Origin of the sequence: Gelria sp. Kuro-4, assembly GCF_019668485.1 — a bacterium.
Taxonomy (GTDB): domain Bacteria; phylum Bacillota; class DTU030; order DUMP01; family DUMP01; genus DUMP01.
In genome coordinates this window covers 2,207,946-2,222,621 of record NZ_AP024619.1, presented here as the reverse complement: position 1 = coordinate 2,222,621, position 14,676 = coordinate 2,207,946, and the positions used below count along the sequence as shown (strand labels likewise).

Sequence of the window (14,676 nt, the reverse complement as noted above, 5' to 3'; positions counted from 1 at the left end):
CGGTGATTGCGATCGTGGACTATGGTATGGGCAACCTGGGGAGCGTGAGATACGCGCTGCAGGCGCTGGGGGAAGAGGTGCGCGTCACCGCGGACCCGGCGGCGATTGCCGCGGCGCCGGGGGTGATCCTCCCGGGCGTCGGGGCCTTCGGCGACGCCATGGCGGAGCTTAGGGCGCGGGGACTGGTGGAGACCGTGCGGCAGGCGGCCGGCAGCGGGCGTCCCTTCCTGGGCATCTGCCTCGGGATGCAGCTTCTTTTCACCGCCGGCGAGGAGGGCGGTTATCATGAGGGCCTGGACATCCTGCCCGGCGTCGTGCGGCGCCTGCGGGGGGAAGTGAAGATCCCGCACATCGGCTGGAACTCGCTCAGCTTCCCCCGGCCGACGCCGCTTTTTGGCGGCGTCGCTCCCGGCAGCTTCGTGTACTTCGTCCACTCCTACGTGGCCGTGCCGCAAGAGGAGGCCGTCGTTGCCGCTACGTGCAGCTACGGCGAGGAATTCACCGCCGCCGTCCGCCGGGGCAACGTGTGGGGCACGCAGTTCCACCCGGAAAAGAGCAGCCAGGTGGGGCTGGCCGTCCTCAGGAACTTTGTCAGCGAGGTGAGAGCATGCTCGTGATCCCGGCGGTGGACCTTCGGGGCGGCGCCTGCGTCCGCCTCTACCAGGGCCGCTTCCGGCAAGAGGTTTACCGCGGCGATCCCCTGGCGGCGGCGCGGCGCTGGCGTGCAGCGGGCGCGCGGCGGCTGCACGTGGTGGACCTGGACGGCGCCCGCAGCGGGCGGCCGCAGAACCTGGCCGTGGTGGCGCGCCTGAAAGCGGAGCTGGGGGTCGAGATCCAGCTGGGCGGCGGGCTGCGGCGGCGCGAGGACCTGGCGGCGGCGCGCGCGGCCGGGGCACGCTGGCTGATCCTCGGCACGGCGGCGGCCCGCGATCCGGCCGTGGTGGCGGCGGCCTGCCGGGAGTATGGGGACGGCACCTTGGTTTCCCTGGACGTGCGGGAGGGCCGCGTGCAGCTGGCGGGCTGGGAGGAGGAGAGCGTCCTGCCGGTGGAGGCGCTGGCGCGGCAGCTGGCGGCGCTGGGAGTCGAGACGTTCATCTATACGGACACCGGTCGCGATGGCACCCTGACCGGGCCGGACCTGGACGGCGCCTGTTCCCTGGCCCAGGCGGCGGGGCGGCCGGTACTGGTGGCGGGCGGGTTCGGGCACCTGGCGGAGGTGGAGGCGGCGGCGGCGCGGGAGGCTGAGGGGATAGCCGGGGTCATCCTGGGCCGCGCGCTCTACGCCGGCACCATCTCGCTGGCAGAGGCAATCAAGATCGGCGAAAGGAGTGAGAGCGATGCTGGCTAAGCGCATCATCCCCTGCCTGGATGTCAAGGACGGGCGCGTGGTGAAGGGCACTAATTTTCTCAACCTGCGCGACGCGGGGGACCCGGTGGAGCTGGCGGCCTGCTACGACCGCGAGGGGGCCGATGAGCTGGTGTTTCTCGATATCAGCGCGTCCCAGGAGGGGCGGCGGGCGCTCTACGATGTGGTGGCACGCACCACGGCGGCCGCCTTTATCCCCTGTACCGTGGGGGGCGGGATCCGCTCGCTGGGCGACATCCGCAGCCTCTTGAACGCCGGGGCGGACAAGGTTTCCGTTAACACCGCGGCGGTGGAAAACCCGGACCTCATTACGGAAGCGGCGGTGCGCTTCGGCAGCCAGTGCATCGTGGTGGCCATCGACGCGCGGCGCCGCCCGGAAGCGCCGGCGGCCTGGGAGGTGTGCACCTACGGCGGCAGCCGTTCCACCGGCCTGGATGCGGTGGCCTGGGCGCGGGAGGCGGAGCGGCGGGGTGCCGGCGAGATCCTCCTCACCAGCATGGACCGGGACGGGACGTGTACCGGCTACGACCTGGAGCTCACCCGGGCGGTGGCCGCGGCGGTGGGCATTCCCGTGATCGCCTCCGGCGGGGCCGGGACGCCGGCGGACTTGGCCCGGGTGGTGAGCGAAGGGAAGGCGGACGCGGTGCTGGCGGCCTCCATCTTCCATTACGGCCGTTACCGCATCGCCCAGGTAAAGGAGTACCTAGCGGGGCAGGGGGTGCCGGTGCGATGGGTGAAGGGCTGAAGGCGGGCCAGGCCGGCGTGGAGGACGTGCGCTGGGACGAGCGCGGCCTGGTGCCGGCGGTGGTGCAGGACGCGGCGAGCGGCCAGGTGCTGATGCTGGCCTACATGAACCGGGAGGCTCTGGAACGCACCCTGGCGAGCGGCCGCACCTGGTTCTACAGCCGCTCGCGCCGGGCGCTCTGGCCCAAGGGTGAGACCTCCGGCAACCGGCAGCAGGTACGGGAGGTGGCCCTCGACTGCGACGGGGACGCCATCTTGGTAAAGGTGGACCAGACGGGCGCCGCCTGCCACACGGGCGCGCGCTCCTGCTTTTTCCGGCGGCTGCCGGCGGGCGAGGCGCGGCTCGGCCCGGAGCTTATCGGCGAGCTGTGGGCCGTGTTCCAGGACCGGGCGCGGCAGCCGCGCGCGGACTCCTACGTGAGCCGGCTCCTCACCCGGGGGATGGACCGCATCCTGAAGAAGGTGGGGGAGGAAGCGGGCGAGGTGATCATCGCGGCCAAGAACGGGGACAAGAACGAGCTTACCTGGGAGCTGGCGGACCTCCTCTTTCACAGCCTCCTCCTTACCTTCGCCAGCGGCCTCGCACCGGAGGACATCCTGGCCGAACTCGCCCGCCGCCGGGGTCAGGTATCAACTTCTCATCGTTCTTTGCAAAAATGCACATGACTTATCGGCAGCAGGCGCAACGAATTGTACAAAAAGGAAAACCTGCGGTGGGTGTCGAAGTCTGTTGGGTAGTAAAATAGGCTGGTAGGGCAGAAACTGGAGGATCAGTGCATGGATTTACTGGCAGGGCTCAACCCGGAGCAGCGCCGGGCGGTGGAGCACGGCGCAGGCCCGCTCCTCATCCTCGCCGGGGCAGGCAGCGGCAAAACGCGCGTGCTCACCCACCGCATCGCCTACCTTCTGGAGCGCGGTGTGCGGCCGGAAGAGATTCTGGCCATCACTTTCACCAATAAGGCGGCCGCCGAGATGCGCGAGCGGGTGGAGCAGCTTATCGGCGCCCGGGTGGCGGGAATCTGGCTGGGTACCTTCCACGCCGTCTGCGGGCGCCTGCTGAGGCGGGAGATCCTGCGCCTGGGTTACGGCGCCAACTTCGTCATCTACGATGCCGACGACCAGGGCAGCCTCATCCGCCGCTGCGTGCGGGAGGCGAACCTGGACGAAAAGCTGTACAACCCGCGCACCATCCAGTTCCTGATTTCGCGGGCGAAGAACGAGCTGGTCGGCCCGGATGGCTTTTACAGCTACTGGCTGCGGGCGGAGAACTGCGACGCCAGCGGCTTTTTCCTGGAACGGGCGGCGGGGGTTTACCGCGCGTACCAGGCTGCCCTGAAGGCGAATAACGCCCTGGACTTCGACGACCTGCTGCGCCTGACGGTGGAGGTGCTGACGACGTGGCCGGACGCCCTGGCGCACTGGCAGGGGCGTTTCCGCCATATCCTGGTGGACGAGTACCAGGACACCAACCATGCGCAGTATGAGCTGGTGCGCCTGCTGGCTGGGGAGCACCAGAACCTCTTTGTGGTGGGGGACGACAACCAGTCCATCTACGGCTTCCGTGGCGCCGACATCCGCAACATCCTGGAGTTCGAGCGCGATTTTCCCCACGCCGAGGTTATCAAGCTGGAGGAGAACTACCGCTCCACCCAGACCATCCTGGACGCCGCCAATTACCTGGTGGCCAACAACATTCAGAAAAAAGACAAGCACCTCTGGACGGCCAACGGCCAGGGGGACAAGCTGCGCCTGTACGCCGCCGACGACGGCGAAGATGAGGCGCGCTTTGTGGTTGAGGAGGTAGAGCACCTCTTGGGGCGCGGGTTCCGCCTTCGGGACTGCGCCGTGCTCTACCGCACCAACGCCCAGTCCCGCCTCCTGGAAGAAGCCTTTCTAAACGAGCGCGTGCCCTACCGCATCGTCGGCGGGCTGCGCTTTTACGAGCGCCTGGAGATCAAGGACACCCTGGCCTACCTGCGGCTCCTGGTGAACCCCGACGACACCCTGAGCCTGGAGCGGGTGATCAACACACCCCGGCGCGGTGTCGGGCTGCAGACCCAGGCGCGGCTTCTCGCCTTCGCGCGGGAAAACGGCCTGGACCCGCTGGCGGCGGCCGCCCGGGCGGGAGAGATAGCGGGAGTGCAAAAGAAGGCGGCTGCTGCGCTGGTGGAGTTTGGCCGGACCATGCGGGAACTGACCGACCTGGCGCTGCACGCTCCGTTAACCGACCTGGTGGCGGCGGTGCTGGACCGGACGGGTTACCTGGCCGCGCTGAGGGCGGAACGGACGCCGGAGGCCCAGAGCCGCGAGGAGAACCTCAACGAGTTCCTCAACGTGGCCAAGAGCTTCATGGCGACCAACGAGGATGCTTCGCTACCGGCCTTTCTGGCCACGATTTCGCTCTTTACCGACCAGGACAACTACGATACCGGGGCGGAGGCGGTGACGCTGATGACGCTCCACAGCGCCAAGGGCCTGGAGTTTCCGGTGGTGTTCCTGGTGGGCCTGGAGGAAGGGCTCTTTCCCCACAGCCGCTCTCTGGAACGGGAGTCCGAGCTGGAGGAAGAGCGGCGCCTCTGTTACGTGGGCCTTACCCGGGCCAAAAAGCGCCTTTACCTGAGCTATGCCCAGGAGCGCTACCTGTACGGCAACGTCACCCTCACGACCCCTTCCCGCTTTATCGCCGAGATTCCGGATCACCTGGTGCGACGGGTGCGCCGGCCGGGCGAGGAGGAAGCAGCGCCGGCGTCTGGGGGAGCGCGCCCGGGGCGGGAGCGCCGCACGGCGCGGCCGGCGGCTGCCCCGGTGGCGGTGGAGAAGGAAGAGGGCTTTGCGCGCGGCGCCGCCGGCTGGCGGCCGGGTGACCGGGTGGAGCACAAGAAGTTCGGCGCCGGCACGGTGGTGCGCTGCCGCGGCGAGGGGGAGGACGCGATCATTACGGTGGCGTTCCCAGGCGCCGGGGTAAAGGACCTGGCCGTGCGCTACGCGCCGCTCAAGCGGGCGTAAGCGGTGATCGGCTTGTTCTTAGTTGCCGGTTGGGTATAATAGAAGAAACAGGTAGCAGGCCAGAAGGAGGGTCGATATGGCCGAAGACGTTACCGCACGGGCGGCGCAGCTGCGCCGCCAGCTGGAATACCACAACTGGCGCTACTATGTTCTTGATGACCCCGTGATCACTGACAGCCAATACGACCGGCTGCTGCGCGAGCTCATGCGGCTGGAGGAAGAACACCCCGAGCTTAAGACGCCTGATTCGCCCACGCAGCGCGTGGGCGGCGCACCGCGGCCCGAGTTCGGCACAGTGGTGCACCGCGTGCCGCTCTTTAGCCTGGCTAACGCCTACAATGAAGAGGAACTGCGCGATTTCGACCGCCGCATCCGCGACCTGGCGGGCGACGCCAAGGTGGAGTACGTGGTGGAGCTCAAGATCGACGGCCTGGCCGTCTCGCTCACCTACGAAAACGGCGTTTTTGTCCAGGGGGCGACGCGCGGCGACGGTGTGACGGGGGAGGATATCACCGCCAACCTGCGCACCGTGCGCTCCCTGCCGCTGCGCCTGCACCCCGAGGCCGGGGCGCCGCCGCTGGTTGAGGTGCGGGGCGAGGTTTTTATGCCCAAACAGGCCTTTTTGGAACTCAACGCCCGGCGCGAAGAGGAGGGCGAGCCCCTCTTCGCCAACCCGCGCAACGCCGCCGCCGGCTCCCTGCGCCAGCTCGACCCCAAGGTGACGGCGGCGCGTTCCCTCGACACCTTCCTCTACGGCCTGGGGGCGGCGGAGGGCCTGGAGCCGGCCACCCACTGGGAACTCCTGGAGTTCCTGCGCCGGGCCGGGTTCAAGGTGAACCCACATATCCGCATGGCCGCGAACATAGAGGAAGCCATCGCCTACTGCCTGAGCTGGCGCGAGCGGCGGGCGGAGCTGCCCTACCCCATCGACGGCCTGGTGCTCAAGGTGAACAGTCTGGAGCTGCAGCGCGCTCTGGGGACCACCGCCAAGAGCCCGCGCTGGGCCATCGCCTACAAGTTCCCCGCCGAGCAGGGGGAGACCCGCCTTAAAGAGATCATCGTCAGCGTAGGCCGCACGGGGGTCCTTACGCCTACGGCGGTGTTCGACCCGCCGGTGCACCTGGCCGGGACCACGGTGAGCCGTGCGGCGCTGCACAACGAAGAGATCATCCACGCCCGCGACATCCGAGTGGGCGATATTGTTCTAGTGGAGAAGGCCGGGGACATCATCCCCGAGGTGGTGGCCTCCCGGCCGGAGCGGCGCACGGGAAAGGAAACTGTCTTTCACATGCCCCAAAAGTGCCCCGCCTGCGGGGCGGAGGTGGTGCGGCTCCCGGGCGAAGTGGCACACCGCTGCCCGAACGTCTCCTGCCCGGCGCGGCTGCGCGAGAGCCTCCTGCACTTCGGTTCCCGCGCCGCCCTGGACATCGACGGCCTGGGGCCGGCCCTGATCAACCTGCTCCTGGAGCGCGGTTTGATAAAAGACGTGGCCGACCTCTACCACCTTCAAGCCGAGGAACTGGCCGAGCTGCCGCGGTTCGGCGCGAAGTCCGCCGCCAACCTGCTGGCGGCGCTGGCCGCAAGTAAGACCCGCAGCTGGGACCGGCTGCTCTATGCCCTAGGCATCCGGTACGTGGGGGCAACCGTGGCCAAGACGCTGGCGGCGCACTTCCCCGACCTGCGCTCGCTCATGGCCGCCGGCCGGGAGGAACTCACGGCCATCCCCGGCGTCGGGGAGAAGGTGGCGGCCAGCCTGGTGGATTTCTTCGCTGAGCCGCGCAACCGGGAGACCATCGAGCGCCTGGCGGCGGCGGGGCTCAACATGAGCGGCCGGCGGCGGGAGCGGGCGGGGCCGCTGAGCGGCAAGACGTTCGTTCTCACCGGCACCCTGGCCGGCTTTACCCGGTCCGAGGCCCAGGCAGCCATCGAGGAGCGGGGCGGCCGCGTGACAGGCAGTGTCAGCCGCGCCACGGATTACGTGGTGGCGGGGGAGAAGCCGGGCTCCAAGCTGGACAAGGCCCGGGCGCTGGGCGTCCCGGTGCTCAGCGAGGAGGAGTTTAAGAAGCTACTCGAAGAAAGGTTGGTGCAGGCATGAAGATCAGCATGGCCGAGGTGGAGCATGTGGCCCACCTGGCCCGCCTCGAGCTCACCCCCGAGGAGAAAGAAAAATTCACCCACCAGCTCAACGACATCCTGGCCTTTGCCGAGAAACTGGGTGCCGTAGATACGCAGGGGATCCCACCCACCTCCCACGTGCTGGACCTGAAGAACGTCTGGCGCGAGGACGAGGTATACGACTGGCTGACCCAGGATGAGGCCCTGGCCAACGCGCCGGCGGCGGCCGACGGTTGCTTCCAGGTGCCGCGCATCATAGAGGAGTAGAGAGGGGGAGGCAACGTGGAGATCTACGACCTGACGGCGCACGAGCTGGGCCGGCTCCTGGCTGCGCGGGAAGTGAGCGCGGTGGAGGCGGTGGAAGCTGTGCTCGGGCGCCTGGCAGCGGTCGAGCCGGCGGTGCATGCCTTTGTTACCGTGACGCGCGAGGAGGCCCTGGCGGCGGCGCGTAAGGTGGATGAAGCCCGCGCCCGGGGCGAAAAACTGGGGCCGTTGGCCGGCGTACCCATGGCCCTCAAGGACAACATGTGTACCCGCGGCGTGCGCACCACCTGTTCGTCGCGCATCCTGGAAAACTTCATTCCGCCTTACAACGCCACCGTGGTGGAACGCCTCCAGGCGGCCGGCACCGTGATGGTGGGCAAAACCAACCTGGACGAGTTCGCCATGGGTTCTTCCACTGAGAACTCGGCCTTTTTTACCACCCACAACCCCTGGGACCTCACCCGCGTGCCGGGCGGCTCGAGCGGCGGCTCGGCGGCGGCGGTCGCCGCCGGCCAGGCTACCTTCAGCCTGGGCTCCGACACCGGCGGTTCCATCCGCCAGCCGGCTTCGCTCTGCTCGGTGGTAGGGCTGAAGCCCACCTACGGCCGCGTCTCGCGCTTCGGCCTGGTGGCCTTCGCTTCGTCCCTGGACCAGATCGGTCCTTTCACCAAAGATGTCACGGACTGCGCCCTGGTGCTGAACGCCATCTCTGGCTGGGATAAGCTGGACTCCACCTCCGCCCCGGTGGAAGTGCCGGACTATACCCGCTACTTGGGCCGGGAGATCAAGGGCCTGAAGGTGGGCCTGCCGCGGGAGTACTTCGCCGAAGGTGTCGACCCGGACGTGAAGCAGGTGATCATGGCGGCGGTGAAGGTACTGGAGAACCTGGGGGCTACGGTCGAGGAGACCTCGCTCCCGCACACCGACTATGCGCTCCCCGTGTACTACATTCTGGCGCCGGCGGAGGCTTCCTCCAACCTGGCCCGCTTCGACGGCGTGCGCTACGGCCTCAGGGCGGACGCTCCAGAGCTCGTCACCCTGTACGAAAAGACCCGCAGCCGCGGCTTCGGCGCCGAGGTGCGGCGGCGGATCATCATCGGCACCTACGCCTTAAGCTCCGGCTACTACGATGCATACTACAGGAAGGCGCAGCAGGTGCGCACCTTGATCAAACAGGACTTTGACCGGGCCTTTGAGAAGTACGACCTTCTGGTGACGCCCACCTCGCCCACCCCAGCCTTCAAGATCGGCGAGAAGGCGGACAACCCGCTGCAGATGTACCTCTCCGACATCTGCACCATCCCGGTGAACCTGGCCGGTATCCCAGGTCTAACGATCCCGTGCGGCTTCAGCCGGGGCCTGCCGGTGGGCCTGCAGCTTCTGGCGAAGCCCTTTGCCGAGGGTGCGCTCCTTAAGGCGGCCTACGCCTACGAACAGAGCACCGAACACCATAAGAAACGTCCGCCGCTTACGGCAGCTGGAGGTGAGACCCGTGCGTAAGGAAGACCTGGAGACAGTCATCGGCCTGGAGGTGCACGTGGAGCTGGCCACCCAGAGCAAGGTGTTCTGCCGCTGCAGTACCGCGTTCGGCGCACCGCCCAACACCCACGTTTGCCCCATCTGCCTGGGCATGCCGGGGGTGCTGCCGGTGCTCAACAAGAAGGCGCTGGAGTACACCCTGCGCGCGGCCCTGGCACTCAACTGCGAGATTGCCTCCTTCAGCAAGTTCGACCGCAAGAACTACTTCTACCCCGATCTTCCCAAGGCTTACCAGATTTCCCAGTACGACCAGCCGCTGGCGGAGAACGGGTACGTGGACATCGAGGTAAACGGGGAGCCGCGCCGGATCCGCATCAAGCGCGTGCACCTGGAAGAAGACGCCGGCAAACTGCTGCACGCCGGCGACATCGCCGCCGCGGCCACGAGCCTGGTGGACTTTAACCGCTCCGGGGTGCCGCTCATCGAGATCGTGAGCGAGCCGGACATCCGCTCCCCGGAAGAGGCGCGCCTCTACCTGACGAAACTGAAGACCATCCTGCAGTACCTGGGCGTCTCCGACTGCAAGATGGAGGAAGGGTCGCTGCGCTGCGACGCCAACCTTTCCGTACGCCCGCGCGGCAGCGAAAAGTTCGGCACCAAGACCGAGCTTAAGAACTTGAACTCCTTCCGGGCCGTCTTTAAGGGCCTCGAGTACGAGGAAGAGCGGCAGAAAGAGGCCGTGGCGGCAGGCGAGGTGATTGTCCAGGAGACGCGGCACTGGGACGAGGCCCGCAGCGTCACCGTAAGCATGCGCGGCAAGGAAGAGGCCCACGACTACCGCTACTTCCCAGACCCGGACCTGGTGCCGGTGGTTGTCGACCGGGCGTGGGTGGAGGAGATCCGCCGCAGCCTTCCAGAGCTGCCCGATGCCCGCCGCGCCCGCTTCATGCGCGAATACGGCCTCCCGGCCTACGACGCCGAGGTGCTCACGGCCTCGCGTTCCTTGGCCGACTTCTACGACGAGTGCGTGCGCCTGTTACCTGACCCCAAGGCGGTGAGCAACTGGCTGATGAGCGAGGCGTTGCGCCTCCTCAACGCCGAGGGTAAAGACATTGCCGAAACGCCGCTCACGCCGCAGCACCTGGCAAAACTCCTCACCCTGGTTAAGAAGGGCACCATCAGCGGCAAGATCGCCAAAGACGTTTTCGAGGAGCTCTTTAAAACGGGGGCCGATCCCGAGGAGATCGTCAAGCAGCGCGGCCTGGTGCAGATCTCCGATGAAGGCGAGCTGGGGGGTATTGTGGACCAGGTGATCGCAGCCAACCCGGCGGTGGTAGCGGACTACCGCGGCGGTAAGGAAAAGGCCCTCACCTTCCTGGTGGGCCAGGTGATGAAGGCTACGCGCGGTAAGGCCAACCCGGCCGTGGTGAACAAGCTGCTGAAAGAGAAACTCAGCTGACGCCGCGCTTTTTCGGGAACGTCGCCCTATGCATAGCTCTCCTCCGGCCCGGTGAACATAAGGCAGGAGGAGATTCTTATGCCGGAGAAAGACTCAGCGCCGCAGGCCCCGGTTCTCGGCGGCGAGCGCCTGCGCCTCAAGCAGTTTCTCGCCGCCCTGCTCAGCCAGGTGGAAGACCAGGCCACAGGCGTGGAACAGAACCTGAGCCAGCTCCTGCCGGAGGTTAAAGAAGGCATAACCGAGGCGCAGAACCAGGCCCAGCTGGAGGTGCTGCTGTCGGAGCTGGTGCGCGCCGGCCCGGCCGGGGAGAGCCCGGCGCAGTTGGAAGCGGCACTTACGGCCGCCCTGGAGCTGGCCTGGCGGGAGGAACGCAGCCGGGCGCAGGCGCGGGAGAAGGCGCTCGAACACTGCATAGCTGAGCTGGTGCACGCGGCGCGCTTGGGTACCGGCCTGAAGCGCCAGGCCCAGCTCACGGAGGGCCTGGCGGCGGCCCGGGAGCGGGTGAGCGGGAAGGGAGGAGAAGCGGCGTGGCCGGTGTAGCCAAGCTCTTGCACCTGCATGCCACTGATCTTTGGTTGGTGCTCCGGGCAGCGGTGCTGTTTGCCTTTGCCCTGCTGGCGATTCGCTTTATGGGCAAGAGAACCATCGGCCAGCTTTCTCCCTTCGACCTCTTGGTGATCATCATCCTTGGTTCGGCGGTCGTCATCCCCATGGAGGACGAGAAGACCCCCTTTACCCACGGACTGATTCCTCTGGTCCTCATTGCGGCCATCAACTACCTGATCTCCAAGGTGGTTTTGCGCAGCCGCAGGATCGAGAACTTCTTACAGGGCAAACCCAGCGTGCTGATTGAAAACGGGGAAGTGGTGACCAAGAACCTGAAACAGGAACGCGTCTCCATGGCCGACCTCCTTATTATGCTGCGCGAGAAAAATGTGACGAACATCGAGGACGTGCAGGAGGCGGTGCTGGAGCCCAACGGGAAGCTGAGCGTTCTGCTTAAGCCGGAACGCCAGCCCTTGACGCCGAAGGATCTCGGGCTCAGCACGGCGCCGGGCCTCAACCCCACGGTGCTGGTGGAAAACGGCGAGGTGGTCTATGCCAACCTGGACAAGGTGCGCCTGGGGCTGGGGCACCTGATACGGGAGCTAAGTGCCAAGGGAGTGCGGCGCCTGGCGGAGGTGAAACGGGCCACGTTGGACGAGCTGGGCGGGCTGACGGTGGAGCGCCAGGAAGGGGGCGAACGCTAGTGGCAACGCCGGGTGAGAGGAAGGACAAGGTGCGGCCGCGCCTGCAGCAGGAGGATGTGAAGGTAGACTGCTCGGCGCTGGAGCGGGAGCTCGGCACCAGCCTGGGGCCGGTGCTGGATGCCTTCGCTCTGGGGATGAACGACAAAGAAGTGGCCGAGATGGCGGAGCTGCCGGAAAGCCGGGTGAAAGACCTCCGGGCACGCCTGGCGGGTGCGGGCAGCAACCTGGGGCTGGGCTTCAAGAAACCGGTCTGCCAGCAACAGGAAAGGGACGGGCCGCCGCCGGGGCGTTGACCCGTCCCTTTAGTTACTGCAGCGGCGCCCCAGCGGGCGGCTGGCTCTGCCACTGGCTGAGCGACTGCTTCAGGTTCCCCACCAGCTGTTCGAGCTGGGCGTACGTTTGCGCGTCCAGCATCGCGCTCTGGGCCTGGGCCAGGGCGGCTACGGCCTGCTGCAGGCCCTGGGTTACCTGGCTGTCGGTCTCACGGATCTGCTGGCGCAGCTGCCCCTCCACTTGGTCCACCTGGCTGCGGTAGGTTTGGGCCAGGGCCGGCGAGAGGGTTTGGCCGGCCAGACCCTGCTGGATCTGGTTCAGGAGGGCGAAGATCTGGTCGAGGCGTTGCCGGCCGGCCAGGGAGGTGGAGGCCTGGCTCAATGTGGACTGGGTGTTCTGTTCGGCGGTCAGCTGCTGCCGGCGGGCGGTGTCCACCAGCTGGGTGAGGAGCGCCTTGAGCTGTTCCTGGGCCTGGGCGGCCGGCGTGCCCGTCCCCAACTGCGCCAGGTGGGCGGCGGTGTTTTGGTCGAGCTCGCGGTTGATGCCGGCCAGTACTTCTTGGGGCCTTTCTTCCGTCATTCATTTCACTCCCTTGTTTCAGGCGGCCGGGGAGTCGAAACGAGCCTTCCGGCGACCTGCGTCTCTCCCTTAGTATGGCAAAACTTGCGGTTCCATGAGAAGGAAAGTTTCTCCTGAAGGCGAAAGAATTACCGCAGAGGGGAAAAAGGAAATACCCCTTCAGTGCGGAGAACGAAGGATCAAGGAACAATTTGGGAGGTTGGAGCATGAAAACCTGGCCGAAAAGTGGACCGGAAAACACTGCGGCTACCGTAGAGGCGGCGGTGGCGCGCGCTAAGGAACTGGGAATCAAACGCGTGGTGGTGGCTTCCAACACCGGGGAGACAGCGCGCCGGTTTGCCGGCCAAGGCTTAGAAGTGGTGTGCGTCACCCACCAGGTGGGCTTTCGCGGCCCCAACGTGGATGAGATGCCGCCCGAGACGCGGCAGGAGTTTGCCGCCCAGGGCATCAAGGTCCTCACGACCACGCACCTCTTTCGGGGCGTGGCCCGCGGTTTCATTAACGCCCACCAGGGGTTTGATGTGGGCCGCATCGTAGCGGACACCCTCTACCTCTTCGGCCAGGGCACCAAGGTGGCCGTGGAGGTGGCGGTGATGGCCCTGGACGCGGGGCTTGTCCCGTATGGCGAGGACATCATCGCCGTGGGCGGCACCGGCCGGGGGGCAGACACGGCCCTGGTGATGCGCCCGGCCTACTCGGGCGAGTTCCTCAAGACCAGGATCCACGAGATCATCTGCAAACCCTGGGAGACAGGGAAGTGAAAGGGGTCCCGCCGGTAAGGCGCGGCCAGGAGGTGACGCTGGAGATCGCCGACCTGGCCTCGAACGGCGAGGGGGTGGGGCGTCACGAGGGCTTCACCGTGTTTGTCCCCGGCGCCCTGCCGGGGGAGAAGATACGGGCGCGCGTCATCTCGGTACAAAAAAGCTACGCCCGCGCACTGGCGCAGGCGGTGCTCGACCCGGCGCCCCACCGCGTGACACCGGCCTGCCGGGCTTATCCTGCGTGCGGCGGCTGCCGGCTGCAGCACTTAAGCTACCCGGGGCAGCTTCGCTTCAAGCAGCAGGTGGTGGAGCGGGCGCTCAGGCATATCGGCAGGCTGAGCGGCGTTACGGTGCTCCCTACCCTGGGCATGGACCAGCCCTGGGCCTACCGCAACAAGGCGCAGTTTCCCCTCGCCCGGCGGGGCGGGCGGGTGGTGGCAGGGTTTTACGCCCCCCGTACCCATCGGGTGGTCGAGATAGAGGAATGCCCCCTGCAACACCCGCGGGCCAACCAGGCGCTGGCTGCGGTGCTTGCGGCAGCGAACGAGCTTAGGATACCGGCGTACGACGAGGAGACGGGTGCCGGCTTCCTGCGCCACCTTTTGGTGCGGGTGGCGGTGCAGACGGGCGAGCTGATGCTGGTTCTAGTGAGCCGGGAGCGGGCGGTGCCCCAGCTCACGAGGCTGGTGAAGAAACTTGTGGCCGGCGTGCCCGGCCTGACCAGCCTTCTTCTTAACGTGAACCCGCAGCGCACCAATGTCATTCTGGGGGAGGAGTGGCAGACCCTCTGGGGAAGTCCCACCATCAGCGAATACCTGGGACCGTATCGCTTCCGCATCTCGGGCGGGTCGTTTTTTCAGGTCAACCCTGCGCAGACGGTGAGACTATACGAAAAGGCGGTGGAATACGCCGCCCTGACCGGTAGAGAGACAGTGCTCGACGCCTACTGCGGCATCGGGACCATCTCGCTTTTCCTGGCGGCCCAGGCACGTCAAGTGCACGGCATTGAGGTGGTGGCGAGTGCCGTAGAGGACGCCCGCCTTAACGCCCGGGAAAACGGGGTGGCGAACGCCGAGTTCCACCTGGGCCGAGTGGAAGAGGTGCTGCCCCGGCTCAGCGCCGCCGGCGTTCACCCCGACGTAGTGGTGGTGGACCCACCCCGCCAGGGCTGCCGGCCGGAGGTCCTATCCGCCTTGGCCGCCGCCCGTCCGGAGCGGCTGGTTTACGTCTCCTGCCACCCGGCCACCCTGGCGCGGGATCTCGGCATTCTCGCCGTACACGGATTGAAAGCGGTGGTGGTCCAGCCGGTAGACATGTTTCCCCAGACCATGCACGTAGAGTGTGTGGTCTTGCTGGAAAAAAGTGCGGGCTGACGACCAA

Annotated in this window: 15 protein-coding genes; 14 read left to right on the top strand and 1 reads right to left on the bottom strand. The window is 66.9% G+C overall.

The annotated features are described in order from the left end of the window. Positions 1 to 2: 2 nt before the first annotated feature. The 12 genes from hisH (at position 3) to K5554_RS11110 (ending at position 11,976) form a co-directional block, all read left to right on the top strand. Complete coding sequence (gene hisH / locus K5554_RS11165; RefSeq protein WP_221038539.1) at positions 3 to 617, top strand: imidazole glycerol phosphate synthase subunit HisH; 615 nt, start codon at positions 3 to 5, stop codon at positions 615 to 617. Beyond that, a complete protein-coding gene (locus K5554_RS11160; RefSeq protein ID WP_221038538.1) occupies positions 608 to 1,348 on the top strand; it encodes a HisA/HisF-related TIM barrel protein in 741 nt (246 codons plus the stop codon). Before hisH ends, K5554_RS11160 begins: the two co-directional genes overlap by 10 nt. Then, positions 1,338 to 2,111: an imidazole glycerol phosphate synthase subunit HisF gene (gene hisF / locus K5554_RS11155; RefSeq protein ID WP_221038537.1), complete on the top strand. Its 774-nt coding sequence runs from the start codon at positions 1,338 to 1,340 to the stop codon at positions 2,109 to 2,111. The genes K5554_RS11160 and hisF overlap by 11 nt, the downstream gene beginning before the upstream one ends. After that, positions 2,096 to 2,776: a bifunctional phosphoribosyl-AMP cyclohydrolase/phosphoribosyl-ATP diphosphatase HisIE gene (gene hisIE / locus K5554_RS11150; RefSeq protein ID WP_221038536.1), complete on the top strand. Its 681-nt coding sequence runs from the start codon at positions 2,096 to 2,098 to the stop codon at positions 2,774 to 2,776. Before hisF ends, hisIE begins: the two co-directional genes overlap by 16 nt. 111 nt (positions 2,777 to 2,887) lie before the next feature. Further along, positions 2,888 to 5,116 (top strand): DNA helicase PcrA, encoded by a 2,229-nt coding sequence (gene pcrA, locus K5554_RS11145; RefSeq protein WP_221038535.1) that lies wholly within the window; start codon positions 2,888 to 2,890, stop codon positions 5,114 to 5,116. A 76-nt stretch (positions 5,117 to 5,192) separates the two neighbouring features. Beyond that, positions 5,193 to 7,211 (top strand): NAD-dependent DNA ligase LigA, encoded by a 2,019-nt coding sequence (ligA, locus tag K5554_RS11140; protein WP_221038534.1) that lies wholly within the window; start codon positions 5,193 to 5,195, stop codon positions 7,209 to 7,211. Beyond that, a complete protein-coding gene (gene gatC, locus K5554_RS11135) occupies positions 7,208 to 7,498 on the top strand; it encodes an Asp-tRNA(Asn)/Glu-tRNA(Gln) amidotransferase subunit GatC (RefSeq protein ID WP_221038533.1) in 291 nt (96 codons plus the stop codon). Before ligA ends, gatC begins: the two co-directional genes overlap by 4 nt. Positions 7,499 to 7,513: 15 nt before the next feature. Beyond that, positions 7,514 to 8,995 carry an Asp-tRNA(Asn)/Glu-tRNA(Gln) amidotransferase subunit GatA gene (gene gatA, locus K5554_RS11130; RefSeq protein WP_221038532.1) on the top strand — a complete coding sequence of 494 codons (1,482 nt, stop codon included), beginning with the start codon at positions 7,514 to 7,516 and terminating at the stop codon, positions 8,993 to 8,995. Continuing rightward, a complete protein-coding gene (gatB, locus tag K5554_RS11125) occupies positions 8,988 to 10,433 on the top strand; it encodes an Asp-tRNA(Asn)/Glu-tRNA(Gln) amidotransferase subunit GatB (protein ID WP_221038531.1) in 1,446 nt (481 codons plus the stop codon). The genes gatA and gatB overlap by 8 nt, the downstream gene beginning before the upstream one ends. 78 nt (positions 10,434 to 10,511) lie before the next feature. Then, positions 10,512 to 10,973 (top strand): hypothetical protein, encoded by a 462-nt coding sequence (locus tag K5554_RS11120; RefSeq protein ID WP_221038530.1) that lies wholly within the window; start codon positions 10,512 to 10,514, stop codon positions 10,971 to 10,973. Continuing rightward, on the top strand, positions 10,961 to 11,683 hold the full coding sequence (locus K5554_RS11115; RefSeq protein ID WP_221038529.1) for a DUF421 domain-containing protein: 723 nt from the start codon (positions 10,961 to 10,963) through the stop codon (positions 11,681 to 11,683). Before K5554_RS11120 ends, K5554_RS11115 begins: the two co-directional genes overlap by 13 nt. After that, entirely contained in the window at positions 11,683 to 11,976 is a 294-nt protein-coding gene (locus tag K5554_RS11110) for a hypothetical protein (RefSeq protein WP_221038528.1), read from the top strand. The genes K5554_RS11115 and K5554_RS11110 overlap by 1 nt, the downstream gene beginning before the upstream one ends. A gap of 13 nt (positions 11,977 to 11,989) precedes the next feature. Here K5554_RS11110 and K5554_RS11105 read toward each other — a convergent pair whose 3' ends face one another. Beyond that, complete coding sequence (locus K5554_RS11105; RefSeq protein WP_221038527.1) at positions 11,990 to 12,535, bottom strand: hypothetical protein; 546 nt, start codon at positions 12,533 to 12,535, stop codon at positions 11,990 to 11,992. Between the two features lie 206 nt (positions 12,536 to 12,741). On the opposite strand from K5554_RS11105, the gene K5554_RS11100 reads away from it, so the two are divergent. Together K5554_RS11100 and rlmD are read left to right on the top strand one after the other, a co-directional pair. After that, on the top strand, positions 12,742 to 13,296 hold the full coding sequence (locus K5554_RS11100) for a pyruvate kinase alpha/beta domain-containing protein (protein WP_221038526.1): 555 nt from the start codon (positions 12,742 to 12,744) through the stop codon (positions 13,294 to 13,296). Next, positions 13,293 to 14,669: a 23S rRNA (uracil(1939)-C(5))-methyltransferase RlmD gene (gene rlmD, locus K5554_RS11095; protein ID WP_221038525.1), complete on the top strand. Its 1,377-nt coding sequence runs from the start codon at positions 13,293 to 13,295 to the stop codon at positions 14,667 to 14,669. Before K5554_RS11100 ends, rlmD begins: the two co-directional genes overlap by 4 nt. Positions 14,670 to 14,676 lie beyond the last annotated feature (7 nt).